Genomic DNA, 26190 nt, shown 5'->3' on the forward strand with positions numbered 1-26190 from the left:
CCATCGGTACGTCAGAGCCAGAAGGGCACGACGGTATCAAAAAAGGGACGGAGCCAGACGGCCCCGTCCCTTTCGCAGAATAATCACGATTAAGCAGAAGCTGTCCCTTATCCGAATTCCGTACTCGATTGGCCGTTGTTAATAAATAGGCAGACTTCACCCATCTCAGGCCAATTTGAGTGTAAGAACATCGGATAAGAACATCAGGCTTCCACTTCCCTTCAAAAGATATATTCATTTTACTGCAATTTGCGTGCCAGATCAAACTGAATCCGGCAGGAAATAATCCAGTTCCAGTTCATGTTCGATGGGTACACCATTTTTTGAGCGTAACGGTATCGACGGTTTTCGTTTTCTTGCCTCGTTTACTGCTCCTCTTCGAAAAGCAGTTAGAGTAAACCCTCGTTTCTGATAAAATTCGAGGGCACGAAAATTATCATTGGTGCACGTCAGAAAAAGACGATGAACACAATTTCTGGCACAGTAATGTATGACAGCATCGAGTAAGGCGGAACCGATACCTCTGTTTTCTGTAAAACTGTCCAGAGACAGAATCTCAACAGCCTCGTGTCCCATCTGTCTGTACGTCAGAAAGCCGATGATTTTTCCATTTTCTTCAGCCAGAAAGCCGGGAAAACAGGAAAGGTCAAATATTTCATTGTGGACAACCATGATTTGATCGCCCCAGAGCTCCTTTGCGAGCTGTCCGATGGCTTCATGCTCATCATCTGCAATTTCCCGAACGTCATACATTCTGTTCATCCCTTTCTACTTACATCAGCCGTGCGCCCGGCAGACAGGAACAGGCAGAAAATACCGATCTGGGCGACCGCCTGCCCGCTTTCCGGCCTGATGCATACACTAAGTATAGGCATCTGAGGATTTGTATTTGCCCGGAGGAGGAATTGAACGTGTCTGGATCAGATTATTATCAGTCATTTATTCATCTGCCTGTTGAAATACAGATTGATGACGGATCCATACTTACAGGTATCATTGAATCCGTAGATCAGGATCATGTCTATATTTTACCATTCGACGCAATAAACGAGCGAAGAGATGGGCGAAATCCGGGATTTTTTGGACCAGGTTTCGGTCAGCAGGCTTTCTGGGGCGGCTTTGCCGGGAGTTTGCTTGGAATCGGATTGAGTACCATCATCGGAATCCGTCCTTATCCCTTTGGCCCCCCTGCCCCTGCTTATCCACCCTATATTCAGCCGCCTTACGGACCATCTTACGGACCGGGACCATTTTATTGATTCAGGGGGTATCTTTACCCCACCTTGCTGATGGACAGGCAAGGTCTGCCTTCTGCATTGAAATAATACAAAAAAAGAGGCTATAATCGCCTCTTCAGATAAAATATTTTATTTCAGGTTCATAACCGTTACTCTCTGGCGTGACATGGAAACCAGACTGTTGTGGATACCCTGGACACCCATGCCCGATGCTTTGACACCAAGGAACGGGAAGTGGTCCGGCCCGCGCTCCGTACGTCCGTTGATCTGAACCGTACCTGCTTCGACCTCTTTTGCTACTTCCAGGGCGCGGTCAATATCCTGAGAGAAAACGCTGGCCTGCAGACCGTATTCCGACTTGTTAGCCATTTCGACAGCCTGCTCATCTGATGAAACACGGATGATCGGCAGTACAGGTCCAAATGGTTCAATCCAGGCAACATCCATATCTTCTGTTACATGATCAAGAAGTGTCGGATAGATCAGATTCCGTTCACGTTTATTTCCTGTAACGAGTGTCGCTTTTTTAGTCAGAGCATCGTCAATCAGACTCTGGACAAAATCAGCAGATTTATCACTAATCAAAGGTACAATCGTACTGTCGTCTTCCGGAGATCCGATAGTCAGTTTTTCAACTTCTGCTTTCAGCCGGTTCACAAGCTCATCGGCAACCTTTTCGTTGACCAGGACACGCTTGATCGCCGTGCAGCGCTGACCGGAATATGAAAAGGCACCGTTCATGATGCTTTTTACGGCAACATCCATATCGGCATCGTCACAGACAATGGCAGGATCCTTTCCTCCAAGTTCCAGTACAAGCGGAATCATCACAGACTGTTTAGACAGATGACGTCCGGTCTTTGAGCCGCCGGTAAAACTGATCATGTCGATTCCCTTATGTTCGACAAGGTAATCACCAATGACAGAACCACGGCCGGTAGTCAGACTCAGCAGCCCCTTTGGCAGTCCTGCACGGTCAAGCGCTTCGATCATCTTTATGCCGCTGATTGAACCCTGTGTGGCCGGTTTGAAAATCACGCCATTACCGGCCATGAGCGCAGGTGCAATCTTTGATGCAGCCAGGTTAATCGGGTAGTTAAATGGTGAAATGGCAAGAACGACACCCAGCGGAACACGCTCAACGATACCCAGTTTCTTCTGTGGTCCGCCCGGGAATCCGTCACCTCTCAGGCTTTCTCCATGCATATGCAGAGCTTCCTGAACAGTATAACGGATCAGATCGGCAGTCCGGACGACTTCTTTTCTGGAATCTTTGAATCCCTTCCCTACTTCCTTCATAACGGATCTGGCGATATCCTGTTCATTTTTGACCAGTTCATCGGCCCATCGATTCAGAAAGGCTCCGCGTTCGCTGAGCGAAAGCGATGCCCACTCTTTCTGCGCTTTGTGGGCAGCCTTGATTGCCTGATCCACTTCATCCTGTGTCACAGCCTGAACGCGTCCGATCGTATCATGAAGATACGGGGACTGTATGGCAATCGTCTCACCAGAAGAGCTCTTTTTCCACTCACCGGCTAAATACGCATCATAAGTGGTCAGTTCTGAAACATTTGAAGCCATATGTTCATTACTCCTTTTATTTGCCAATTGATCAGAAACCATTGACAATTTTTTTCTTTCCCATGCGCTATGTGAAGCAATAGATTTCACTATCCATGAGATCTCTATAGAAACATCATTGCATGAAGTCTTCTCATTTTCCAGTATTTTGCTCAGGGTCAGAGGATTTACGGGTCAAATAACACATACACAGTACTATTATCTTACCCAATTATTTGGTCGATTTAAAGCCATTTCAAATTTTTTTCAAGAAAATTAATTTATTGTTTAAAGACACCTGGCATAAATTTGTTTTCATACGATGCGTCAGCTTGTCCGTTTTTACCTGCCTGAAGTTAAATGAAGTCGCGAATTCAGGTACAGAGAAAACGACTCCATCCGTTCGGAGTCGTTTTATTTTACTTCCCCACGTTTTTCTGAATAAAATGTGTTGAAAATCGGTGCAACGAGCAGGGCAGCAATAGCAACAGGAAGCCAGGTCATCGTCAATATAATAAGGAGTGCCAGATGTTTTTTCCGCCATGCGTACCAAAACGGCAGAAAGCCAAGCGTCCAGCCCATCAGCAGGCCGACCAGGACATAACAGGATAGAAGCTGCAGATGATATATGCCCATAGTTTTCAACTCCGTAACCCTTTTTAACAGGATATTCACATATTCATTAAAGGGTGACGGAACACCGTCCACTCCATTTTATGCACGTTCATAGATCTGGAAGGTGTAGGGAAATACATTATATTGATCCATTTTCCCCTCTTTTTCTGAAACAAGCTTCCACTCTTTCTCATGGAAAGCGGTAAAATAAGTATCGCCCTCAAATGCAGCATGGAGCCGGGTCAGATACAGCCGATCGGCATACGGAGCAAAGGTCTGGAAAATCTGATTTCCGCCAATGATAAAACATTCCCGGCCAAAAGGGATGCCACTTTTCAGAAACGCATCAGAAGAATGGAATACAGTCACACCTTCATGGCTAAAATCGGTATGACGAGTGAAAACAATATTTTTTCTCCCGGGTAAAGGTCTTCCTATCGATTCAAATGTTTTTCTTCCCATGATGATGGGATGTCCCATGGTGACTTTTTTAAAATATTTCAGATCTGCGGGAAGATGCCAGGGTAATTTATTCTTGCGACCAATCAGTCCATTGATGTCCATAGCGACAAGAAAGGAGATCATACGGACACCTCGCCTTTAATGTGCGGATAGGGATGATACCCTTCTATTTTAAAGTCTTCATATCGGAAATCAAACACTGAGGATACATCCCTCATAATCTTCAGCTGTGGCAGAGGCCGTGGTGTACGTTCAAGCTGCTTTTTGACCTGATTGACATGATTCAGATAAATATGCGCATCGCCCAGCGTATGAATGAACACTCCCGGTTGAAGGCCGGTCACATGAGCAATCATATGCGTCAGAAGCGCATATGAAGCAATATTAAAGGGCACACCGAGAAAAATATCGGCACTGCGCTGGTACAGCTGACAGCTCAGTTTGCCTTCATTTACATAAAACTGAAAAAGGCAATGGCACGGTGGAAGAGCCATTTCGGGAACGTCTGCCGGATTCCAGGCTGTAACAATTAATCGTCTCGAATCCGGATGTTTTCTGATCTGATCCACAACCCATTTGATCTGATCGATGGTTTGTCCGTTCTTTCCTGGCCAGGAACGCCACTGATGACCGTAAATCGGCCCCAGCTCTCCATGTTCGTCCGCCCATTCATTCCATATCCTCACCCCATGTTCCTGCAGATACCTGACATTGGTATCCCCCTTCAGGAACCAGAGCAGCTCATATATAATCGATTTCACATGCAGCTTTTTTGTTGTTAAAAGTGGAAATCCATCCTGCAGATTGAAACTCATCTGGTGGCCAAACACACTGATTGTTCCTGTTCCCGTCCTGTCGGATTTCCGGTGCCCTTCTTCAAGGACCCTCCGGCAGAGATCAAGGTACTGCTTCATAAACACATCATCCCTGTCTGTTTATTTCTTTTTTCTGCTCTTTAAAGAAAGTATAAAGTGAAACTTTAATTCATGGAGGGCTTCATCCCTCCCCCGCGGGTTTTCTTAATAAGTGTAACATATCTTATCTGTCACGATTGATATCCGTATCCTGGGACGGATCCGTTAATCCGCATAAACATTTCTGAACGCTCATATAGGTAATATTACAGTGTTGACACCCCCTGGAGGTGCTGATATGTCCGGAGATCATGGATCCGTTAATGATCTGAACACACTCCGCCGGAACCGGCCGGAAATGCTGCCGATGAAATGGGCGGAAAATCTGCGTATGGGCAGGGATTATGCAGCCTCACTGATTAATGATCCGCAGCTGGAATTTCCGGTACTGTTTCTTCTTCGGGACCAGCTGGACATGCGGGGATCCGAAATTGATGACCGTCCGAAAATTGCTCTTGCGCATATACAGAATGTGCTTCATGGTGCAGATCTGGGTATCCAGGCAGATGCCCCGTTTCCCGAGCAGCATGATCTGGTCGTGGACTCCCTGCTGTGGATTCTCAGATCAGGCTGGAAAAATATCATCTCCACCGATTACACCCAGGTTATTGATCAGACGGCCATCCATATCCTCCATACTTTTCATCAGGACTGGATTCGCGAAATGGTTAATCTGATATTCTATCGTTATAAAAATAAAAGCCAGAGGCATTATCTGATCAGTGCCATGCTTGAGACAGCAAATCCGGTGATGCTCGTTCACATAAGTAATTATCTGCTTTCTGATCAGAATGTAGAAAGTCATTATGCCCGCCGGCTTCTCGGTTTTATTCCCGAGGTACGTCATGCCGCCGACAATAAAACGGCTTTTCTTGCGTTTGAAACATGGTATGAGGAAAACGGCAATTATCTCGTTTATACAGGCGAGACGAATGATGCCCTGCCGGACGGGCGACCGTTCCGGATTCATTACAGCGCCAAATATCTTGGAAAAACAGTAAATCCCGGAAGCGGTGAACCGATCCAGAACCTGTTGCCGGATGAACAGAAGACTTATTCAGATTTTGTAAAACTTCCCGGCAAGACGCAGGTCTTCTTAGCCGCTTATTCGGCCGGCCTGAGAAAACAGCAGCCCGGCCAATGGAGAAGATGGATCAGTCTGCCACTTCAGAAACAGCTGAAATCGCTGAATGTCCTGACAATCAGAGGTGAAGGCACATGATCATTGCAGCAAATCAGGTTCTGAATGCAGATATGTACGGGCAATATACAGATTACGGACGTTATTCGGTTGAAATATTCCGATCAATGGCCGAATCCGGAGAATGGTTCGCTTATCCATCGCAAAGAGAGCTGGTCTTTGAAATAAAAATGAGAAATGAAACAATCGAAGCCTCACATGCCCTTCTCGAAAGCGGATCTGCTTTCGCAACCTTTTATTACTCCACCTGTAATGAAAATTTCTGGCTGCTTACAGGAGACGGAGGTTTTGAACTCAGACCGGAACGGCGACCGGCAGACGCCATAAGGGATATTTATACAAATGGCAGGGCCTACGCCTTTGAATGCGCTACGGCAATGATGATTGTCTTTTACAAAGCATTGATTGAAACGATTTCAGATCACAGATTTAATGAAATTTTTCAGCACCTGTATCTTTGGGACTGGCAGAACCACCCGCTCTTTCCTCTGAGAAACGCCGGACGCGTTGGGGGAGGGATCCCCGGAGATGTTCGTTATTTTAAAAATCCGGAAGTCAATCCTCAGACACCACAGTGGCAGGGTGAAAACGCCGTAGATCTTTCCGGCGGGCTATACTATGGCCACGGGATTGGCATCCATCGAGCCAATGAGATCATCGCGGAATTAAATAAATACAGGCGCAGAGGCGCACGTGTTTCCGCCTTCCTGATGACAGGAGCCACCCGTCCGGATTATCTCGCCCTTTCATCGCTGGCAGACGGATCACGAATGGACAGTATCCGGGTCGCAGCCGGGACCTCATTTTATACCTTATGATCTTTCTCATCAGGTAACTGACCCGGCAGAAAGAAAGCGATGATTACGGCAGCAATCGCAAGAATGGTCATCACGACAAACACGTGGTGAATACTGAAAAAAAGGACGTCCTGAAAAATCTGACCATAAGATGGATGATCACGCCCGCCCCCGGAGTGAAGCATCGCATTAAGCCCGTTCAACACCCGTTCCGGATCCTGGCCGTGACAGAGTGCTCTTTCCGCTGCACTTGTATTAAAGTAAGCCCCGAAAACTGCAGCTCCTATGGCCTGGCCGACACTTCGAAAAAACTGGTTTGAAGCCGTTGCCGCACCACGCATCTGATGTCCTGCTGCAGACTGAACGCATAACGTGGTTAATGTCAGAGCAAGACCGAAGCCAAGTCCAAGAAGCGACGTGATCAGATAGTACAGTAGCGGGTTTACCCCCGGGTCCAGCAATTCCAGCCAGAACGTTCCCGCCAGAAGCAGCCCGGTGCCGATGAATCCACTGATTCGGACACCACTATGGGCCAGAAGCCATCCGCAGAGAAAAGATCCAACCATCCAGGTGATGGACATCGGCGTCAGTACAAAGCCGGATGCCGTTGCGCTGTACCCGAGCAGGCCCTGCAGCCACATTGGCATATACATGTCGTTGCCCATCAGAATGGCACTTGCCACAAGTGCCAGGCCATTTGTAATGGCAACGATTGGCTGCCAAAGGACGGAGACAGGAATCATTGGATCTTCTGCCCTTGTTTCAATATACAGAAATAGAGCGAGTACAGTAATAAAAAGGGTAAACAGGATCAGATTCTGAGCATCAAGCCATCTTCCGCTTTCCCCTGCTCTCTGAAGTCCATATAAAAGGGCAGCCATACTAATTGTAAACGACGCTGCACCCGCCACATCAATTTTCTGCTTTTTTCTACGCCTGTTTTCTTTAAAACCTGTTGTAATCAGGAAAACTGAGGTCAGGCCAAAAGGTATATTAATAAAAAAGATCCAGTGCCAGGAAAGAGCGTCGACAAAAAAACCGCCAACAAGTGGTCCGAAGATTCCCGCGACACCCCAGATCATCCCGATCATTCCAAACATCTTCGCCCGGGTTTTTATCGGAAAAATATCGCCGATAATCGTTGTGCTGATCGTCATCACACCGCCTGCGCCAATCCCCTGAATCCCTCTGGCCGTGATAAAAGATTCCATGGACCAGGAAAGGCCACAAAGAGCAGAACCGAACAGAAAGAACCCCGTTCCAATGGTAAACAGACGTTTCCTGCCAAACACATCAGACAGTTTACCAAAGAGAGGGACAGTCACAGCAGACGTCAGCATAAATATGGAAAACGCCCAGTCCATGATCCGGATTCCGTGTAAATCACTGACAATGCTTGGGATGGCCGTACTGATTACCGTTCCTTCAATCGCTGTCAGAAATGTTCCGATCATGAGACCGGTCATGACAATGCTTCTATTGGTCTGCTTCACCGCCGGTCCTCTTTTCTGTAACCATACGATACCAGTATAAATGATGCACTCATTTTAATCGACATCGGGCCATCGGTCAACAGTCGAAAATGCAATCATTCATTCCCTCCATATTGATAAAAGAACCTATGTTCGCATATAATAGTTTCGGGTGATTTAAATGAATGGCAGTGAATTAACGATAACCGAAAAACGGATGATCCGGCGGTACATCTTTCTTCCACTGATCCGTATGGCACTGGAGCGGGACAGACGGATTATTGCTTTGACCCGGACGAAATTTAAAACAGCCTATCTGAATGTCATAGATATAGCCATCAACCGGGTCACAGCAGACATGAGAATCAATAAAGATGAAATCTTTGAGCATCATATTCACATGACCCGGAAAAACTGGCTGAATTATGAAGTTTATACACGCGGAAGGGTCTTCCAGGTCAGTTATCATAAAAGCACAGCCGGTGACTGGATTTACGAACGCATTGGTCAATATCTGGGTTCAGGTTGAAGAAGGCGTGAACGTCCTGAAATCAATCAGAAACCGGATGAAAAAAGAATCCTGGAAATTACTTTAGATCAACTGTTTTCCGTTCATCTGTCTTTGCGTGTTGAAGATTGTATCGATTTCTCGGATGCTGACGGCAGGCGTCGCAGCAGGAGCGGTGATATTTTTCTTCACAGGCCTCACAGCAGATATACTGTTTATTGCACTCCGGGTTCGCGCAATTCACAATCCGGTCGCATGGTTTGCCACAATGGTGGCAGTGACCCACGATCACATCTTCGTTTGTGTGATTAACGGGTACGGATATTCGCTGATCAAAGACATAGCACTTCCCATCATACAGCTTTCCTCTGACTTCAGGATCCTTACCGTATTCGACAATACCACCATCCAGCTGGCTGACGTCCTTAAAACCCGCTCTGAGGAGATAACCACTGAATTTTTCACAGCGGATTCCCCCTGTACAGTAGGTCAATACTTTCCTGTCCTTATATTCAGACAGATGCTGCTCAATCCATTTTGGAAGTTCCCGGAAGGTTTCGACTTTCGGAAGAATCGCATTGCGGAAATGACCAATCTGCGTTTCATAGTTGTTCCTGGCATCAATCACAATCGTATTTTTATCCTGAAGTGCCTGATAAAACGCTGCTGGTTTCAGATGCTTACCGGTCAGCTTATGGGGATCGATATCATGTTTCAGCTTAAAGGCCACGATCTCCTTACGCGGACGGACATGCATTTTCTTAAAAGCATGTCCGTCTGCCTGGTCTGTCTTGAACACCATATCACTGAAACGTGGATCATGATGAAGGGTATCCATATAGATCTGTGTCTCTTCCCGCGTTCCGGAAAGTGTGCCATTCAGCCCTTCTTTTGCGACAAGAATCCGCCCCTTCAGATTCAGCTGTTTACAGAATGCCAGGTGCTCCTTCGCGAAGGCTTCTGGATCATCAATCGTCACATATTTATAATACAGTAAAACCCGGTATTTTTTTTGACTGTCCATCATCTTCACCTCTGAAAATATTGCCTGAAAACAGTGACAGAAACGTAAAACGTACACAAGATTCACACCATATCCTATCAGATTTTTTCAAATGTGACAAATATCACTTTAGAGGGTCGGACTTTATCCCACAGGAGCTTGACAGGTTCAACGAACAATCAGTGGGGATGATGAACCCACTGATTGAAGTTTTACTTTATTTTTTCTTCCTGATTGGTTATGCTGAAAGAACAATGAACGGGCTGGTGAAAAACAGTGGTCGAACACTTTGATGTACTGGTTGCAGGCGGTGGACCTGCCGGATTAATGGCATCCATCGCTGCAGCAGAAAATGGTTCGAAAGTCTGTCTGCTGGATAAGGGAGACAGACTGGGACGTAAGCTGGGTATCTCAGGCGGTGGACGCTGCAATGTCACGAATGCCATGTCGATTGATGAGCTGATCAGGCATGTACCGGGAAACGGCCGGTTCTTATACAGCGCCCTTGCCTCCTTTAGTAATCGGGACATCATACGCTTTTTTGAAGATCTGGGCATTCGTCTAAAAGAAGAGGATCATGGGAGGGTATTTCCTGTGTCCGACAGTGCACAGTCTGTTGTTCAGGCGCTGGTCAGAAAAGTACGCAGCCTTTCTGTCACAATAAAAACCTGCGAACCTGTTCAGGCTGTCCTGTTTGGTAAAAAAGTCCGGGGTGTGAAAACCGTATCCGGCAGAAAAATTTCTGCATCCTGCGTGGTTGTTGCGGTTGGAGGCAAATCAGTGTCCCGGACGGGTTCGACAGGTGACGGATATGCCTGGGCAAAAGCTGCCGGCCACACAATTACTGACCTTTATCCGACAGAAGTCCCTCTTACTTCAACTGAGTCCTTTATTCAATCCCGGCGACTTCAGGGGCTGTCCCTGCGTGACTGTGCCGTTACCCTTCTGTCCCCGAAAGGAAAGCCGATACAGACGCACCGGTGGGACATGCTCTTCACCCACTTCGGTTTGTCCGGTCCTGCCATTCTTCGGCTCAGCCAGTTTGTCGTGAAGGCTTTGAAAAAATACAGAGTACCGGAAATCATGGTAACGATCGATACCTTTCCTGATGTTCAAGAAAATGAACTCTTTCATAAACTGATCCGATTATCCCGCGATACCCCCGGCCGGGCGTTAAAGAAGGTCTGGAAAGGCCTGGTTCCGGAACGTTATTTATTCTACTTATGTGAGCGCTCCGGACTTTCGGAGGAGATGACGGGTCACAACCTGAAATCAGAAAGCGTTCGGATACTGGTGAAATATCTGAAGGCATTCCCTGTTCATGTTAATGGCACCCTGCCACTCGAGAAAGCATTCATCACAGGTGGCGGAGTATCTCTGAAAGAGATCAATCCGAAAACCATGGAATCAAAAATCATGCCTGGACTCTATTTCTGCGGTGAAATTATGGATATCCACGGATATACCGGCGGGTACAATATCACAGCGGCATTTGCTACCGGTCACGCTGCAGGAAAATCAGCTGCATTGAATGCAGAAACCGTCAGATCCTGACCTGACGGTTCCGAACAGTACTCACGCGGCGATGCCGAAATACGTTTTAACAATAAATCCGATGAAAAAGGTCAGCACGGCAACGCCAAGGCTGACAATAACCATTTCCCAGAAGCGCTGACTGAAGCGGATCTCTTTGGCTACTGACATATAGAAGCTGAAAATAAAGATGACCGCTACCGCGATGATCACCGTCAGTATCAGAGCGGGTATATAGCTTTGGGCAGGCAGAATAAAGAACGGCAAAACCAGTAATACCACAGTCAGAAAATATGACCCACCGGTATATATCGCTGCCCTGGCCGCCTTTTTCATATTTCCCTCTGAACGTTCAGCCATAAATTCACTGGCTGCCATAGACAAAGAGGCGGCAACGCCGGTGATCAGTCCTGCAACGGCGATGATTTTGGTATTGGACATCGATAGAGTGAAACCGGCCACACTGCCCGTAATCTCAACCAGTGCATCATTCATTCCCAGAATAATCGCACCGACAAAATCAAGCCGGCGTTCCCTCAACTGAGCAATTAAATCCTTTTCCTGCTTAAAGACGGTTCTGGCAAGTTGAATGTACTTTACTGGAACGATGGAGGATTCTGAAAGTTTTTTAATACGCTTCTTTTTCGCTTTCATCATCAGTTGTGTCACAAAGGTAAAGCCGAGCAATTTGCTTAATGCTACAAAAAAGCGGAAGTGATTAACGTTTTCCATGTTCGGGTGATCCGGGCAAATGGCTGAGGCGAGGCGTTCTTCCTCAACAGCAATTTTCCCATAAGTCTTTCGATTATGCTCGATAATCAGATGCTTTTCCCAGTAACGGAAAAGTGATAAATGTAATAACACTTGCCTTTGATAATACAGAAGTCGTTTGCTCTTCACTGTCATCTTTTACACACCTGTCTTTTACTCTCTTCATGATAGGCGGGAAACAGAGTAAATGGCTGCTTCCAACAGCAACCATCTGACTCATCGAGATATAGTTAAAAATCATAAGTACCCGCCTCAGACATTCAAATCATAACATGCTCATCATCAGCTTTCAAATATAATTATTATCTGTTTATAACAATAATAAAAGAGGGATAAAGACTGCTATGAAAGGTGTTATCAGTCTTTAACCTTCAGATGATTTTAATTATCATTATCATTATTCATAGTTTTTTCTCAAGAACATCAATTTCTTCTTCAAGGGATACAAACTGCCGGGATGTTACTTTCTTAACATCCTTCAAAGCCTGATTATAAATATATGGAGCACACGCCTCCATAAAACAGGAATACAGATTCTCAGCACCTATGATGCCAAGCTCCTCATGATACGTATCAAAATAACAGGATTTCAGCTTCTCGATCATTTCATCTTTCTGTCTCTTGGGCAGCTCCATCATTCAACCTCCATAGCTGTCAATTAAGCACATCTGTTCGGTTCAGAAAGAAGTGCACAGGTGTTTTAAAGTCGTGAAGTGTTGCGCCGTAACCTGAATCGACGTGTTGATCCTGCCCGTCATGAGTGACGCCTAGCTCAGAATGGATAGCGCCACCGCACGAACCAGACGATTGACAGGATGTAAATATAATCGTTTGCTTAATAAGCAGAGATTTTCCACTTAAATGCAGAATAAAACTGGTTTCAATGTATCATAAGCGGAAGTTTTCCGATTAGGCAATGAAAGATCCCCCCCTTTTCATGTTTTTGAGTTAATAGGCGGAATCCCTCCGTCTATTGAAGCTCCTTATTATCCTTAATTACTTGCTAAGCGGAATTTCTCCGTCTAATATATAGAGACACCTGACAGCGATGCCGGGCCTGCAATTTCGGTTGGCCAGGCAAGTTGTCTCTATCTACACACTACATAAATTGTGGTTTGGAACCGTCAGGCTTTACGGCTTACAGGCCGCGTCCTTCAGGCGTGGTGGTTGACATAAAAAAGCGCCTCTTACTGTGAAATGAGGCGTTGATCATTTTTTCAATTAAAACAGGCCAACAATCTTGCCATCCCGATCGATATCCATATTCAGAGCAGCAGGCTTTTTCGGCAAACCCGGCATAGTCAGAACCTTGCCGGTCATCACAACAATAAAACCGGCGCCCAGAGAAGGTTTCAGCTCACGCACATGGATAGTAAAATTTTTCGGCCTGCCAATCAGCTTCGGGTTATCGGACAGCGAATATTGTGTCTTGGCGATGCAGACAGGTAATTTATCCCATCCATTTTCCTTGATTTTCTTTAATTGTCTGCGTGCTTTGGGTGAAAAAGCAACGTCTTTGCCACCGTAAACTTTTGTGACAACGGCATGGATTTTTTCTTCTATTGAATCATCCAGATCATAAATAGGACTGAAATGATTCTCAGATTTTTCAATTGTATGAACGACAAGCCGGGCGAGGTCTTCCCCGCCCTTTCCACCATCTTCCCAGACCCGGGCAAGTGCAACCGGATGACCGTTCGTCCGGCACCATTCTTTCACAAATGCGACTTCCCGGTCCGTATCATAAATAAAATGATTAATGGCCACAACATATGGGAGACCAAACGTTTTAATGGTGTCGATATGTCTGGACAGGTTCTCCATACCCTTTGATAAGGCATCCAGATTTTCATGTTTCAATTCATCTTTTGCTGCGCCACCATGCATTTTCAACGCACGGATTGTCGCCACGATAACAACAACACTGGGTTTAATGTGGCCGGCACGGGTTGTAATATCAAGGAATTTTTCCGCCCCGAGATCCGCACCGAAACCGGCTTCAGTGATAAGATAGTCCCCCAGTCTGGCCCCTATTTTCGTTGCCAGAACGCTGTTGCATCCGTGGGCAATATTAGCGAACGGTCCCCCGTGAACAAAAGCCGGAGTGTTCTCAAGGGTCTGTACAAGATTCGGATGAATCGCATCTTTCAGCAGAACAGTCAGGGCACCCTCCACGGCTAAATCTTTAACATATACAGGACGCCGGTCATATGTATAAGCGATCAGCATCTGACTGAGTCTGTTTTTCAGATCTGTCAGATTTTCTGACAGGCAGAGAATGGCCATTATTTCAGAAGCAACAGTGATGTCAAATCCATCTTCTCTCGGCACGCCGTTCGCCCGGCCGCCAAGACCGATCACGATATGCCGCAGTGCGCGGTCATTTAAATCCACGACTCTCTTCCAGATGATTCTTCCCGGATCAATATTCAGTGCGTTTCCCTGATGGATATGATTGTCCAGAAACGCAGCCAACGCATTATGTGCCGCAGTGATAGCATGGAAGTCCCCTGTAAAATGCAGATTGATATCTTCCATTGGCACAACTTGTGCGTAACCTCCGCCGGCAGCTCCGCCTTTCAGGCCCATTGTTGGCCCGAGGGAAGGTTCGCGCAGGGCAATCACTGCCTTCTTGCCAATCTTATTTAATGCCTGTCCAAGTCCGACCGTAACGGTTGATTTTCCCTCACCTGCAGGTGTTGGATTAATCGATGTCACAAGAATGACCTTTCCTTCAGGCCTGCTCTGTAACTTCTTCTGGACATGTACAGATACTTTAGCCTTATAACGACCATAGGGTTCCCAGTCTTCCTCATCAAGCCCAAGTTCTGAAGCAATGCGTTCAATCGGCTCAAGTGTCGCTTCCTGAGCAATTTCGATATCAGACTTCACCTTTTTTTCTGCTTCAACCATTTTTCGCTGATCACCTATCCGCTAAAATTTTTTTACTTCATTTTCTATCCAGTTTAATCATAACACATTGAACCATCAGTCCATATCTTCATTAAAAAACTGCTAAATGCTATAATTTGTTGTATGCTGTAAAAAACAGGTTGAATATATTGGAAGAGGTGCGGTTGTTTGATTGAGGTATTTGTCGATGGAGCAGCAGGCGGAAATCCCGGAATTGCCGGTGGCGGAATATATATTAACCTTGGTGATGGAAGGGAAATCCGCAGGACTGTTCACCTGGGCGTCCTTTCCAGTAACCACGAAGCTGAATTTGCAACCATGGTTGCCGCACTGAAGTTCTGCCACGAACACGGATATCTGTCGGCCTTTTTTCGTACCGATTCACAGCTGGTTGATCACGCTATTGAGATCAGACACGTAAAAAATAGCATTTTTGCGGGCTATCTGGAACAGGCAATGGATCTGATTCAACATTTCGATCTGTTCTTCTGTAAGTGGATCCCTGACGAGAAAAACCGCAATGCCGATCAACTGGCACGTCAGGCAATCAGAGAACAGCGGATACAATTAAGTGAGGGGGATCAGATATGAATCTGAAACGTTCTCTTGCAGCTGACGCCGGACTGCTGGCTGTTACATTTGTATGGGGTACTACATTTATTATCGTTCAAAATGTGCTGGACAAGCTCACGCCCCTGCAATTCAACGCCTGGCGTTTTCTGACGGCAGCCATCATACTGACCTGCTGGAAGATGTGTTTCAGAGGATGGAGGCCGGTCTCCGCCCGCAAAAGCGTACGGCTGATCGGTTCAGGATTGCTGCTTGGTACTTTTCTGTTTATCGGATATATCTGTCAGACTGTCGGCCTGTTATACACGTCAGCTTCGAACGCCGCATTTATCACAGGGTTGAGTGTGGTCCTTGTACCGCTTTTTTCTATATTCATACTAAAAAGAACACCAGGTAAAGCTGCTCTCGCTGGAATTCTGCTGGCTGCCGCAGGTCTGTTCTTTCTGACTACAAAAGGGCAGTTCGTCATCAATCGCGGAGACCTGATTGTGCTTGTCTGCGCCGCCGCCTTCGCCCTGCATATCATCTTTACAGCCAGGGTAACGGAAAAATATAACAGTCTTTCCCTGACAATCATTCAGCTGACAGCGGTCGCTCTTTACAGTTTTGCCTTTGGTCTTCCAACTGACGGGCTGAGGATTTTAGATATATCCGCCCTTCTGGAGCCTGATATTGTTGCAGTTATCCTTTTTATGGGCGTGTTCGCCACCGCATTTGCTTATCTTTTTCAGACAGATTTGCAAAAAGTCACACCGGCTACTCATGTCGGTCTGATTTTTATCATGGAACCCGTTTTTGCCGCCTGGACATCCGTGATTATTCAGCATGTCATACTTGGAAAAACGGAACTGATTGGTTGCACGCTTATTTTAATCGGTATGCTGTTTGCCGAATGGCCATCAGGAAAAAAGCGGACAGAACAGTAACAGTAGGCCATACAGACTGATGAAGAAAGACTTGCCAGTTGGCAAGTTTTGCTGAACCTTCCGCAAAAAAAGTGATTCTTAGAGTACGAAAAAAGGATCCCTTTAAGGATCCTTTTTCCCTTGACGTGCCCTGACTCCTGCAGCCAATTAAAAATCGGTATCTATAGAAAGTAAAGTGTCAGCGTAACAGTTCCCTGTATTCATCTGTCAATTTCATAAACAGTGCTTTGTCCCCGGAATCCAGGCTTGCATCTATCTTCGCCTTCAATAGCTTCACTCTCTGATTAAATTCCATTTCATCCAGGACCATTTGGGCATACATTTCGATAACCGAGACCTTCGCCTTTTGTTCTTTATAGAGAACAAGAGCCTTTGTATTTTGCTGTAACGAGTGATCATTGTTCATCTTTAATTGCCCCCCCTTTGCACTTTTTAACATTCTACAATACTTTTCTGAAAGTTACAACCATTTTTATTTATTTTCTTTCAACTTTTCCAATAATTATGATTTGCAAAATTATACCAGATGACTGGAATGTTAAGAAAATCCGGCGATTGATAAACCGCAGGTGTGGGCTCTTCTGAACCTTTCTTTAAGTACAAAAAACTCCTTCAGCAGGATTAACTTCCAGCTAAGGAGTTCTGTGTCTCTATTTGTTTACGGCAGAAGCCGGAAATCAATAGTGCTGTGATTTCTGCCTTCCTCTGCCTCTGTAACTGCCGTAATGCCTTTTATCACGTGATTTTGAATAATAATTTTTTTCGCGTCCTGAACTTCTGTGATGCGATGATCTCCTGCCACCCCGCTTAACCATCAGGGGTGACTCGCGTGTCAGGCGGACCGGCGTTTGATCGGGCTCCTTAGTCAGAACTTTAAGAGCGGCCGCTACAACATTGGCAGCGTCATTGTCGGAAAGAAGCTGTTCTGCCTTATTCTTATATCCATGATAATTTTCTTTTTCCAGAGATTCCTTTAATGTATCCACGGCCACCTGCTGCTGTCCGGCCAGTGCCTCTTCATAGGTGGGAGCTTTCACCTGTTTCATTGGCTGTTTTGTCAGGCGCTCGATGGCACGAAGATGCGACATTTCACTCGGTGTCACAAAAGTAACCGCCATTCCTGATTTTCCTGCACGGCCGGTACGCCCGATACGGTGTACATAGCTTTCCGGGTCCTGAGGTAAATCAAAGTTATAAACATGTGTGACATTGCTGATGTCCAGCCCACGGGCTGCGACATCAGTAGCAACCAGCAATTTGACTTCATTCTGTTTAAAACGGCGAAGTACCATGTCACGTCTGGACTGAGTAAGATCCCCATGAATACCCTCAGCCTCATATCCTCTGCGCTGCAATGCTCTCATTAACTCATCTACACGCCTTTTCGTTCTGCCGAACACAATAGCGCGTTCTGGTGTCTGAATATCAAGAAAACGTGTTAAAGCATCAAACTTTTCTGATTCTCTGATTCTGACGTATATTTGATCAATCAGGGAAACGGTCAGCGTTTTTGCCTTGATTCGGATCATGTGGGGATTTTTCATGAATTTTTCTGCAAGATGCTGAATGGGTCCAGGCATGGTTGCTGAAAAGAGAAGTGTTTGACGTTCCTGCGGGGTATTTTCCAGAATTTCATGAATATCGTCAATAAATCCCATGTTCAGCATTTCATCGGCTTCATCGAGAACAATCGTTTTGATCGCATTGAGTCGGATGGTGCGCCGCTTAATATGATCGAGAAGACGTCCGGGAGTTGCAGAAATAATACTGGGATGCCTCTTCAAATCACGGATCTGCCGCTGGATATCCTGTCCTCCGTAAACGGCTACCGTTCGGACTTTTTTGTAAAACCCGAGTGCATTTAGTTCTTGTGCATTCTGTATCGCCAGTTCCCTTGTCGGCGTAATAACAACGCCCTGTATCTCGCGATCGGCCGGATCTGCTGCCTCGATCAGCGGAATACCGAAAGCAGTAGTCTTGCCGGTTCCTGTCTGAGCCTGGCCAATTAAATCAGCTCCTGTTTTCGCTACGGGAATTGCCTGTTCCTGAATCGGAGTCAGATCGGTAAACCCCATTCTGGCGGTTGCTCTCTTTATTTCTTCACTTACATCAAGTTCTGAGAATTTCATTAAATAGTACAGTCTCCTTTTTTACGTTCGGTTTTTATTCAAATGATCAGGCATTCCCCGCACCGGACGGAAAATGCCTGCGAAACATCGAGTAGAAATCACCTTTGTTTTCAAGTGTTGACCTCTTCCATCCTTATGATTGCCTAAGCACATAAATTCACAATAACATTTACCCAAATGAAATGCAACGGATTCATCCTATCTCTGCTGAAATATTTTCCATGCTTTTATTTTTGTCATGAAACAAAAGATTTAACTATCTATTCATAAATGGTATATTTAAGTGTGGCACATTAATGAATAAATGTGATAACATTTGGATAGACAGAAAGAGGAACGAGGGACACAGATGATGGTTGAGGCAACACGGGGGCCCGTCCTTATTTTTATGTTCGGAGCCACAGGAGATCTGGCAAGGAGAAAACTTTATCCGGCTCTGTATGAATTATTCAGGAAAGACTATAAATTTGCCGTGATCGGGATGGCAAGACGACAACATACACATGAATCTTATCGCAGCATGATTGATCGTACACTGAACCCGTCAGCTGATCAACGGAGACGCTTTCTTAAACGCTTTTATTATCAGCCACTGGATATTGGTAACCCAAATCATTTTGTATTACTGAAAAATATCAGCGATCAGATTGATTCACAATATCACCTGAAGGGCAACCGTATCTTTTATTTATCGCTTGCCCCGCGTTTTTTCGGAACGGCAACGATTCATTTAAAAAAATCCGGTCTGACTGAAACAGACGGATGGAAACGACTTGTGATCGAGAAACCTTTTGGAAATAATCTGGCTTCCGCACGTCAGCTGAACAGTGAATTACTGAAGGTTTTTGATGAATCGGAAATTTATCGAATTGATCATTATCTCGGGAAAGAAATGGTTCAGAATATCGAAGCCCTCCGCTTTGCTAATCCGGTTTTTGAATCCGTATGGAATCACCGCAGTATCGCAAACGTACAGATCACACTCAGTGAAACTCTCGGCGTCGGCGATCGCGCGAATTACTACGACCAGACGGGTGCCCTTCTTGATATGGTTCAAAATCATATTATGCAGCTTCTGACGCTGACAGCGATGGAACCGCCGAGCCAGTTTGATCCGGAAGATATACGTCAGGAGAAGGTTAAAGTACTGAAGTCCATACGTCCGATGTCACGCGACAATATCGCTGATAAGATTGTTCGTGCCCAGTATAAAGCCGGAGTCATGCCTGACGGAACACGTATAAGCGGTTATCATGAAGAAAATAACATCAATGAAACATCTGATACCGAGACCTTCGTGGCTGCACGCTTTTTTATTGATAATTATCGGTGGACAGGTGTCCCCTTCTATATCCGGACGGGAAAGCGCATGGCAACGAAATGCACGGAAGTCGTGATCGAATTCAAGGATATACCAAACAACCCTTACTTTCATAAGTTTACCCATATCGGTCCCAATCTTCTTGTCATTCATATTCAACCGGATGCCGGGCTCTCATTGAAGCTCAATGTCAAGCAGTTCAGTGATGACGGAGAAACTTCTCCTGTATCGATGAATTTCAGCCGCACAGGAAAAAGTAAGAACGTCGTGCCTGATGCTTATGAACGTCTTCTTTCTGATTGTCTTAAAGGCGATTCGACCAATTTTACACGCTGGGATGAAGTGGCCTACTCCTGGGCACTGACAGACTCCATCGTCGCTACCTGGAACAGCGTCCCTCTGGACTACTATGAAGCAGGGACGATGGGGCCGAAATCATCCGACAAGCTTTTAGCAAAAGATGGATTTCGATGGTGGCCTTTGACACGTATGGAATAAGTTCATTTCTAAAAAATAAAACAGGTCCGGTGAGTAAATAATGAATCACCGGACCTGTTTTGTATTCTCCTTCTTCATCAGGATAATGTTGCCCCTTTCACACGGTTCACCGCACGATCAAAAGCCTCTGCCAGCTTTAATGTGATCTCTCCAGCTTTTCCGTCCGACACCGGGTGATCATCAATTTGAGTAACCGGTTTGACTTCGTTCCCTGTACTGGTGATAAAGGCCTCATCAGCAGCAAACAGTTCCTCAAGAGTAAACGTACGTTCAACAACAGGAATATTGAGTTTTGAGGCAAGATCAAGAACGAAAAGTCTGGTGATGCCATTCAATATATAATGATCTGCAGGATGAGTGATCAGCTTCCCGCCCCGGACGATAAAAACGTTACTTGATGCCCCTTCAGTTACTATATCTCCACGGTGCTGAATTGCTTCTTCCGCCCCATTTTCATGCGCCTTTTGTTTAGCCAGAACGTTGCCCAGCAGATTCAGGGTTTTTATATCACAACGCAGCCAGCGAATGTCTTCCGCCAGAACAACTTTTATTCCTTCCTCTCTGTGTTTATCACGGGGAAAGAGGGTTGCTGACCCTGTCAGTACTGGGGAAACGCCATCCGGAAAATAATGTTTGCGCGGAGCAGCTCCCCTCGTTATCTGAAAATAGACCATTCCATCGCCAATTGCATTACGCTTAATCAGCTGCTTCAGGTTATCAGTTAAATTTTCTATACTGCAGGGTAATTTAATCCTGAGTTCCCGTGCACTGCGTACCAGCCTCTTCATATGTCCTTCTAAAAGGAACATTTGTCCGGAGTACACTCTTATTGCCTCATAAATGCCGTCCCCAAATTGATAGCCCCTGTCCTCCATGTCCACTTTACCCTTTTCTCTTGGCAACAATTGATTCTGATATAAAATGAATGACAAATTATATTCCTCCCTGTCAGACGAAAATCAAGCGTTTCATACAGATCATTTTAGCATATTCTTTATTTTCCAGACAGACAAATCTGATTTGAAAACCGTCATCCTGCGGCCGGCAACGTGTACATGCTTATCTTCTTTTGTCTATGGCATACAAAAGCCTCCGGGACATTTTCTGATAACCTGAGTTATTGGGATGAAAATGATCTTCATAAAGTAATGAATCTCCGGATCCCCGAAAAATATCCGAAGTGGGTATGAAGGTAATATTCCGATATTTCTCCGCGATGGATTTGCTTCCCTCATTCCATTTGTTCAGAAGGGGAACAAAATCCCGGTTTGCATCGCCCAAATATTCTTCAAATGGATTATAAAGGCCCAAAAAATAAATATGTGCTTCAGGATTAATTTTCCGAAGTTCTGAAAAAATGATATTTAAATTTTTACCAAAAATCTTCTGCTGTTTTTCGAAGTCTGCGGTTGACAGATCCATAAAATGTTCTCTCAGGACCCGAACGATATCATTACCGCCGATCGTCAGGAATATGGTATTTGATTGTTTAATAGATTCTCTGACTTCCGGTTTATTCAGTACGATAATGAGATCTCTCGACGTATCTCCGCGATGACCGAAATCTTTAAAAGAGACCTGACGTACCTGTTTTTGCTTTTTTAAAGACTGTACCGTCCTCCCGACATAGCCCTTATTTTTTTCATCACCAACACCTTCTGTCAGTGAGTCTCCAAGAGCAGTGATCTGATAAGAATAAGTCACCGGTTTTTCTTCTCTGTCCCTTGACAACAGGTGATAAAGACCAAAAACGGCAGCAACGAGTACCAGAAGAATAAATAAAATGATTATCGTTCTTTTCATTCTTTTCATCCGGTACCCTCTCCATCTACACTTGATTTATGCATACCACCAGTCCAGTGCACGCTCTTCAATTTTCTTAACTGCCGCACTTTTCCCGTACTGATAACTTTCAGCATCATAAGGAAAGGCTTCAGCCAACTGTAATTTTAACCCGCTGTAAAAATCGGCATCCTCACTGTGCGTCCTGAGATAATCACGAAAAGCGAGATGTCTGATTACTTCTTCGGAATCTTTTTCAAAAATATGAAGATGAACTAAGTGGTTTCCCTCCGCATCCTCCTTACAGAAATAACGTCTGCCCTTAATACCGTTCTCACCCAGTGGTTGATAGCCCAGCTTTTCAAATGTCTGATTCCATGAATCAACCTCCTGAATGGACAAGGTTTCCGCCAATATATCTATCGTCGGTTTAGCAGCCATCCCGGGTATCGATGTGCTCCCGACATGATAAACCGATTGCAGGAGGGTATTGACATGATGTAACAGTCTGGAAGACTCATGTCTGTACGCTTGTTCCCAGGTTTCCTGATAGGGAGTTACGACAACATGTCTCACCATATTTCACCGCCTCCGACTTTTATCAACAAATTTATCACAGAATTCGCATTGTTACCAGTTTATCACAGGGTATCGGGCAGAGAAATAAGTCAGTAAAAAAGCAGCGGGATATTCCGCTGCCTGAACAAGTCTTTTATTTCACTGTACGCCTTTGAACTATTTTATCCTCAATTTTTTCGAGGGCTTTTTCATTTTGAAGAATTTCTGATTTGTTCTTCAAAACCAGTTCCTTGTAGGTATATTTTTTCCTCATGAAATCACCGCCTTCCTGGCTCTACACATATTGTAAGCTATTACACGTCATCATCTGATATTGTGTGAATTTTTCATTATATTATGTTATTCCCGAAAAATTCAGTTCTTAAACCCATGATGAAAATCGGGCAGGAGACATTCTTCAATTTCGAATCTGCACACGAAGGCTCACAGCAAAAGGGCTGCCCGCCGGACAGCCCTTTAGTTGAAGAAGATAAAAATGTTTATCCATGAATCAGATACGACCCCTATCCGTATCCGGCGCTTTCGGGATGCATCGACTAAGTTCGTCTTAGCGATGGAATCCCCGCCATAAACATGTCAAAACCATTTCTTTCTTCTCCGGAAATTAGTCTTTCCTTTATGTTAAAAATCATTCAGGAGATTCAAATCATTCATTCTTATTTAATTTCCGGCGTAAGACCATCTGGAGAATGCCTCCGTTGCGGTAATATTCGATCTCCACTTCGCTGTCGAATCTTACCGTGAGTTCAAACTTCGTTTCTTTACCCTCTTCCGATACAGCTTTCGCCTGAAGTGTTTGTCCGGGGGTGACTTTTTCGTCAAGATGGATTGTTATTTTTTCCTTTCCATTCAGGCCCAGTGAATCTGCGCTCTCGCCTTTCTTAAACTGAAGCGGCAGGACGCCCATCATAACCAGATTACTTCTGTGAATGCGTTCAAAGCTTCGGGCGATAACTGCTTTGATGCCAAGCAAATTGGTTCCCTTGGCTGCCCAGTCACGCGAACTGCCCATGCCATAATCATCTCCGGCAAGAACGACCAGACCGGTGTTGCTTTCTTTATACTTCATTGCTGCATCATAGATGGGCATCACTTCATTTGTCGGCCAGTAGGTGGTATAGCCACCTTCTGTTCCAGGGGCGATTTGATTACGGATTCGTACATTAGCAAAGGTCCCACGCATCATCACTTCATGGTTGCCACGTCTTGATCCATAAGAATTGAAATCAAACCATTTTACACCCTTACTCAGCAGATATTGCCCGGCGGGACTTTTTTTGGCTATACTCCCGGCAGGTGATATGTGGTCAGTCGTTACGGAATCACCAAACTTGCCAATAACACGCAGATCTTCAAGCGGTTTGATTTCATTAAGGTCTGCAGACAAGTGTTTGAAAAACGGTGGATTTTGAATGTAGGTCGAATCCGGATCCCAGTCGTACAACTCTCCCTCACTAGTCTGAATGTTGTTCCAGCGCTGATTTTCCGTGAAGACGCGGGAATATTCCTTTTTAAACATCTCAGGACTGACCGACCGGTTCATGACTGCATCGATTTCTGCTCTCGAGGGCCAGATATCCTTGAAATAGACCTCATTGCCATCTTTATCTTTACCAAATGAATCATGCTGCATATCGAAGTAGACCGAGCCGGCAAGCGCAAACGCAACCACAAGCGGGGGTGAGGCCAGATAGTTCGCGCGTACCAGCGGATGAATACGACCTTCGAAGTTTCTGTTTCCTGATAATACCGCAGCCACCGTAAGATCGCCATCTACGACAGATTTTTCGACCTCTTCAGGAAGTGGTCCTGAATTACCGATACAGGTGGTGCATCCATATCCGACGAGATTGAATCCGAGTTTTTCCAGATAAGGAGTCAGTCCTGCCTGTGCCAGATAGTCAGTAACCACCTTTGAACCAGGTGCAAGGCTGGTTTTTACATATGAAGGCACCGACAGGCCCTTCTCGACAGCTTTCTTTGCAACCAGCCCGGCACCAATCATCACGCTGGGATTACTGGTATTAGTGCAGCTCGTAATCGCCGCGATGACAACCGCACCGGTTTTCAATGTGACCTGACTTCCATCCGGATGTGTCACAACAGCCTCTTTATTGATCTCCTCATCACCGAATCCAAACCCGTGATTTCCTGATGGTCTTGTGAGAGAAGCAGCAAACTCTTTTTTCATCCCGGTCAAAGGAATCCGATCCTGCGGACGCTTAGGCCCGGAAACAGATGGCTGTATCTCTGATAAATTCAGATCAACGACTTTTGTAAATCTTGGATCTGCAGCATCTGGTGTATAATACAGATGATTTTCTTTGCAATAATCTTCAACAAGCTGTACCTGTTCCTCAGAACGACCGGTCAGTCGTAAATAATCCAGAGTCACGCGATCAACGGGAAAGAAAGTTGCTGTTGCACCGTTTTCAGGTGACATGTTTGAAATGGTGGCCCGGTCAGCCAGTGACATGTGAGAAAGACTCGGGCCGAAAAACTCAACAAACTTGCCGACAACACTCTCTTCACGAAGCATCTGAGTGACACTGAGCGCAAGATCGGTCGCCGTGGTCCCTTCAGGAAGGCTCCCGGTAATTCGGACACCAACGACATCAGGAACCGGGAAATACGAAGGCTGCCCCAGCATACCCGCTTCTGCTTCGATGCCACCGACACCCCAGCCGAGAACGCCGAGTCCATTGATCATCGTCGTGTGTGAATCGGTACCGATCAGAGTATCCGGAAAGGCAAGTAAACTGCCGTCTTCTTCTTTTTTATGAAGGACAACAGAAGCCAGATACTCCAGATTAACCTGGTGAACAATGCCGGTAGCCGGAGGAACCGCATGAAAATTTTCAAACGACTTCTGTGCCCATTTTAAAAATTTATAGCGCTCGCCGTTTCTTTCAAATTCTTTTTCCATGTTGACTTTCAGTGCGTCCGTCGTACCAAAGCGGTCGACCTGCACAGAATGATCCACGACCAGGTCTACCGTTTTTTCAGGATTGATTTTCTCCGGATCTCCACCAAGATCAGCCATTGCTTTTCTTAAAGAAGCCAGATCAACAACTGCCGGTACACCGGTAAAATCCTGTAAAATAATGCGTGCGGGATTGAAGGGGACATCAATCCCCTTATTCAGATCATCCGTACCCCATCTTGCCAGATTTTCAACATGTTCTCTTTTAATAACAACGCCATCACACTGGCGTAAAAGCGCTTCCAGTAATACCTTGATTGAATAGGGCAGGCGCTCAATATCCCCGAACGCTTTCAATGCATCAAGCTGATAATAGCAATATGTTTTTCCGGCACTCTTAAATGTCTGGCGTGCATGAAACATATCTGTTACGCCTGAAGTCTTTGTTTCCGCTGATGTCGCCATGTCATTCACC

At 45.5% G+C, this 26190-nt stretch carries 25 protein-coding genes; 8 read left to right on the top strand and 17 right to left on the bottom strand.

From position 1 onward, the window contains the following. Window positions 1-261: 261 nt before the first annotated feature. Window positions 262-753, bottom strand: coding sequence for a GNAT family N-acetyltransferase (locus EWH91_RS08130; RefSeq protein WP_129929544.1), 492 nt, complete (start codon window positions 751-753; stop codon window positions 262-264). 158 nt (window positions 754-911) lie between these two features. Between EWH91_RS08130 and EWH91_RS08135 the strand changes: the two genes are divergently transcribed. Continuing rightward, a complete protein-coding gene (locus EWH91_RS08135; RefSeq protein ID WP_129929545.1) occupies window positions 912-1259 on the top strand; it encodes a hypothetical protein in 348 nt (115 codons plus the stop codon). Between the two features lie 108 nt (window positions 1260-1367). Here the strand turns inward: EWH91_RS08135 and EWH91_RS08140 are convergent, their stop codons facing one another. The 4 genes from EWH91_RS08140 to EWH91_RS08155 all read right to left on the bottom strand — a co-directional run bounded on the left by EWH91_RS08140 (window position 1368) and on the right by EWH91_RS08155 (window position 4789). Beyond that, complete coding sequence (locus EWH91_RS08140; protein WP_129929546.1) at window positions 1368-2819, bottom strand: NADP-dependent glyceraldehyde-3-phosphate dehydrogenase; 1452 nt, start codon at window positions 2817-2819, stop codon at window positions 1368-1370. A 393-nt stretch (window positions 2820-3212) separates the two neighbouring features. Continuing rightward, a complete protein-coding gene (locus tag EWH91_RS08145; RefSeq protein WP_129929547.1) occupies window positions 3213-3434 on the bottom strand; it encodes a hypothetical protein in 222 nt (73 codons plus the stop codon). Between the two features lie 78 nt (window positions 3435-3512). Continuing rightward, window positions 3513-3998, bottom strand: a complete 486-nt coding sequence (locus EWH91_RS08150; RefSeq protein WP_129929548.1) for a dihydrofolate reductase — start codon at window positions 3996-3998, stop codon at window positions 3513-3515. Further along, the gene (locus tag EWH91_RS08155) at window positions 3995-4789 is read right to left on the bottom strand and encodes a thymidylate synthase (protein WP_129929549.1); all 795 of its coding nucleotides are present in this window, start codon (window positions 4787-4789) and stop codon (window positions 3995-3997) included. The genes EWH91_RS08150 and EWH91_RS08155 overlap by 4 nt, the downstream gene beginning before the upstream one ends. Before the next feature lie 238 nt (window positions 4790-5027). Here EWH91_RS08155 and EWH91_RS08160 point away from each other — a divergent pair, with 238 nt between their 5' ends. Continuing rightward, window positions 5028-6011, top strand: a complete 984-nt coding sequence (locus tag EWH91_RS08160) for a hypothetical protein (protein ID WP_129929550.1) — start codon at window positions 5028-5030, stop codon at window positions 6009-6011. Next, complete coding sequence (locus EWH91_RS08165) at window positions 6008-6808, top strand: protein-glutamine gamma-glutamyltransferase (protein ID WP_129929551.1); 801 nt, start codon at window positions 6008-6010, stop codon at window positions 6806-6808. The genes EWH91_RS08160 and EWH91_RS08165 overlap by 4 nt, the downstream gene beginning before the upstream one ends. Here the strand turns inward: EWH91_RS08165 and EWH91_RS08170 are convergent. After that, on the bottom strand, window positions 6796-8280 hold the full coding sequence (locus EWH91_RS08170) for an MDR family MFS transporter (RefSeq protein ID WP_129929552.1): 1485 nt from the start codon (window positions 8278-8280) through the stop codon (window positions 6796-6798). The two genes, EWH91_RS08165 and EWH91_RS08170, sit on opposite strands and share 13 nt — an antisense overlap. 160 nt (window positions 8281-8440) lie before the next feature. Between EWH91_RS08170 and EWH91_RS08175 the strand changes: the two genes are divergently transcribed. Then, complete coding sequence (locus EWH91_RS08175; RefSeq protein WP_129929553.1) at window positions 8441-8788, top strand: YhjD family protein; 348 nt, start codon at window positions 8441-8443, stop codon at window positions 8786-8788. Window positions 8789-8846: 58 nt separating this feature from the next. Here EWH91_RS08175 and trhO read toward each other — a convergent pair whose 3' ends face one another. Further along, complete coding sequence (gene trhO, locus EWH91_RS08180; RefSeq protein ID WP_129929554.1) at window positions 8847-9791, bottom strand: oxygen-dependent tRNA uridine(34) hydroxylase TrhO; 945 nt, start codon at window positions 9789-9791, stop codon at window positions 8847-8849. 255 nt (window positions 9792-10046) lie between these two features. Here trhO and EWH91_RS08185 point away from each other — a divergent pair, with 255 nt between their 5' ends. Beyond that, window positions 10047-11324: a BaiN/RdsA family NAD(P)/FAD-dependent oxidoreductase gene (locus EWH91_RS08185; RefSeq protein WP_256359833.1), complete on the top strand. Its 1278-nt coding sequence runs from the start codon at window positions 10047-10049 to the stop codon at window positions 11322-11324. Between the two features lie 21 nt (window positions 11325-11345). On the opposite strand, the gene EWH91_RS08190 is transcribed toward EWH91_RS08185, so the two are convergent. The 3 genes from EWH91_RS08190 to EWH91_RS08200 all read right to left on the bottom strand — a co-directional run bounded on the left by EWH91_RS08190 (window position 11346) and on the right by EWH91_RS08200 (window position 14987). Then, window positions 11346-12209, bottom strand: a complete 864-nt coding sequence (locus tag EWH91_RS08190) for a VIT1/CCC1 transporter family protein (protein WP_129929555.1) — start codon at window positions 12207-12209, stop codon at window positions 11346-11348. A gap of 266 nt (window positions 12210-12475) precedes the next feature. Further along, entirely contained in the window at window positions 12476-12709 is a 234-nt protein-coding gene (locus EWH91_RS08195) for a DUF2164 family protein (RefSeq protein ID WP_129929556.1), read from the bottom strand. Window positions 12710-13295: 586 nt separating this feature from the next. After that, window positions 13296-14987, bottom strand: a complete 1692-nt coding sequence (locus EWH91_RS08200) for a formate--tetrahydrofolate ligase (protein ID WP_129929557.1) — start codon at window positions 14985-14987, stop codon at window positions 13296-13298. 168 nt (window positions 14988-15155) lie between these two features. On the opposite strand from EWH91_RS08200, the gene EWH91_RS08205 reads away from it, so the two are divergent. Together EWH91_RS08205 and EWH91_RS08210 are read left to right on the top strand one after the other, a co-directional pair. Continuing rightward, window positions 15156-15578 (top strand): reverse transcriptase-like protein, encoded by a 423-nt coding sequence (locus EWH91_RS08205; RefSeq protein ID WP_129929558.1) that lies wholly within the window; start codon window positions 15156-15158, stop codon window positions 15576-15578. Beyond that, window positions 15575-16483 (top strand): DMT family transporter, encoded by a 909-nt coding sequence (locus tag EWH91_RS08210; RefSeq protein WP_129929559.1) that lies wholly within the window; start codon window positions 15575-15577, stop codon window positions 16481-16483. Before EWH91_RS08205 ends, EWH91_RS08210 begins: the two co-directional genes overlap by 4 nt. A 178-nt stretch (window positions 16484-16661) precedes the next feature. Here EWH91_RS08210 and EWH91_RS08215 read toward each other — a convergent pair whose 3' ends face one another. Beyond that, window positions 16662-16889, bottom strand: a complete 228-nt coding sequence (locus tag EWH91_RS08215) for an IDEAL domain-containing protein (RefSeq protein ID WP_129929560.1) — start codon at window positions 16887-16889, stop codon at window positions 16662-16664. A gap of 271 nt (window positions 16890-17160) precedes the next feature. Next, window positions 17161-18612, bottom strand: a complete 1452-nt coding sequence (cshA, locus tag EWH91_RS08220) for a degradosome RNA helicase CshA (RefSeq protein WP_129929561.1) — start codon at window positions 18610-18612, stop codon at window positions 17161-17163. Between the two features lie 352 nt (window positions 18613-18964). Here cshA and zwf point away from each other — a divergent pair, with 352 nt between their 5' ends. After that, the gene (gene zwf / locus EWH91_RS08225; RefSeq protein ID WP_129929620.1) at window positions 18965-20431 is read left to right on the top strand and encodes a glucose-6-phosphate dehydrogenase; all 1467 of its coding nucleotides are present in this window, start codon (window positions 18965-18967) and stop codon (window positions 20429-20431) included. A 77-nt stretch (window positions 20432-20508) separates the two neighbouring features. Here zwf and dat read toward each other — a convergent pair whose 3' ends face one another. The 5 genes from dat to acnA all read right to left on the bottom strand — a co-directional run bounded on the left by dat (window position 20509) and on the right by acnA (window position 26180). Then, on the bottom strand, window positions 20509-21363 hold the full coding sequence (gene dat / locus EWH91_RS08230) for a D-amino-acid transaminase (protein WP_129929562.1): 855 nt from the start codon (window positions 21361-21363) through the stop codon (window positions 20509-20511). 127 nt (window positions 21364-21490) lie between these two features. Beyond that, window positions 21491-22243, bottom strand: a complete 753-nt coding sequence (locus EWH91_RS08235; RefSeq protein ID WP_240697303.1) for an SGNH/GDSL hydrolase family protein — start codon at window positions 22241-22243, stop codon at window positions 21491-21493. Window positions 22244-22270: 27 nt separating this feature from the next. Further along, entirely contained in the window at window positions 22271-22792 is a 522-nt protein-coding gene (locus EWH91_RS08240; protein WP_129929563.1) for a GrpB family protein, read from the bottom strand. A 133-nt stretch (window positions 22793-22925) separates the two neighbouring features. Continuing rightward, window positions 22926-23045 (bottom strand): FbpB family small basic protein, encoded by a 120-nt coding sequence (locus EWH91_RS08245; RefSeq protein ID WP_129929564.1) that lies wholly within the window; start codon window positions 23043-23045, stop codon window positions 22926-22928. Between the two features lie 393 nt (window positions 23046-23438). Beyond that, window positions 23439-26180 (bottom strand): aconitate hydratase AcnA, encoded by a 2742-nt coding sequence (acnA, locus tag EWH91_RS08250; protein ID WP_129929565.1) that lies wholly within the window; start codon window positions 26178-26180, stop codon window positions 23439-23441. Window positions 26181-26190 lie beyond the last annotated feature (10 nt).

The sequence above is a fragment of the Sporolactobacillus sp. THM19-2 genome, from assembly GCF_004153195.1.
Taxonomy (GTDB): Bacteria; Bacillota; Bacilli; order Bacillales; family Sporolactobacillaceae; genus Sporolactobacillus.

Coding starts and splice junctions, on each gene's coding strand:
- EWH91_RS08190 (WP_129929555.1), bottom strand. CDS start 12,209: ATGACAGTGAAGAGCAAACGACTTCTGTATTATCAAAGGCAAGTGTTA.
- EWH91_RS08155 (WP_129929549.1), bottom strand. CDS start 4,789: ATGAAGCAGTACCTTGATCTCTGCCGGAGGGTCCTTGAAGAAGGGCAC.
- EWH91_RS08145 (WP_129929547.1), bottom strand. CDS start 3,434: ATGGGCATATATCATCTGCAGCTTCTATCCTGTTATGTCCTGGTCGGC.
- EWH91_RS08175 (WP_129929553.1), top strand. CDS start 8,441: ATGAATGGCAGTGAATTAACGATAACCGAAAAACGGATGATCCGGCGG.
- zwf (WP_129929620.1), top strand. CDS start 18,965: ATGGTTGAGGCAACACGGGGGCCCGTCCTTATTTTTATGTTCGGAGCC.
- EWH91_RS08210 (WP_129929559.1), top strand. CDS start 15,575: ATGAATCTGAAACGTTCTCTTGCAGCTGACGCCGGACTGCTGGCTGTT.
- EWH91_RS08215 (WP_129929560.1), bottom strand. CDS start 16,889: ATGAACAATGATCACTCGTTACAGCAAAATACAAAGGCTCTTGTTCTC.
- EWH91_RS08165 (WP_129929551.1), top strand. CDS start 6,008: ATGATCATTGCAGCAAATCAGGTTCTGAATGCAGATATGTACGGGCAA.
- acnA (WP_129929565.1), bottom strand. CDS start 26,180: ATGGCGACATCAGCGGAAACAAAGACTTCAGGCGTAACAGATATGTTT.
- EWH91_RS08140 (WP_129929546.1), bottom strand. CDS start 2,819: ATGGCTTCAAATGTTTCAGAACTGACCACTTATGATGCGTATTTAGCC.
- EWH91_RS08150 (WP_129929548.1), bottom strand. CDS start 3,998: ATGATCTCCTTTCTTGTCGCTATGGACATCAATGGACTGATTGGTCGC.
- EWH91_RS08160 (WP_129929550.1), top strand. CDS start 5,028: ATGTCCGGAGATCATGGATCCGTTAATGATCTGAACACACTCCGCCGG.
- EWH91_RS08235 (WP_240697303.1), bottom strand. CDS start 22,243: ATGAAAAGAATGAAAAGAACGATAATCATTTTATTTATTCTTCTGGTA.
- EWH91_RS08245 (WP_129929564.1), bottom strand. CDS start 23,045: ATGAGGAAAAAATATACCTACAAGGAACTGGTTTTGAAGAACAAATCA.
- EWH91_RS08200 (WP_129929557.1), bottom strand. CDS start 14,987: ATGGTTGAAGCAGAAAAAAAGGTGAAGTCTGATATCGAAATTGCTCAG.
- EWH91_RS08240 (WP_129929563.1), bottom strand. CDS start 22,792: ATGGTGAGACATGTTGTCGTAACTCCCTATCAGGAAACCTGGGAACAA.
- EWH91_RS08195 (WP_129929556.1), bottom strand. CDS start 12,709: ATGGAGCTGCCCAAGAGACAGAAAGATGAAATGATCGAGAAGCTGAAA.
- trhO (WP_129929554.1), bottom strand. CDS start 9,791: ATGGACAGTCAAAAAAAATACCGGGTTTTACTGTATTATAAATATGTG.
- cshA (WP_129929561.1), bottom strand. CDS start 18,612: ATGAAATTCTCAGAACTTGATGTAAGTGAAGAAATAAAGAGAGCAACC.
- EWH91_RS08130 (WP_129929544.1), bottom strand. CDS start 753: ATGTATGACGTTCGGGAAATTGCAGATGATGAGCATGAAGCCATCGGA.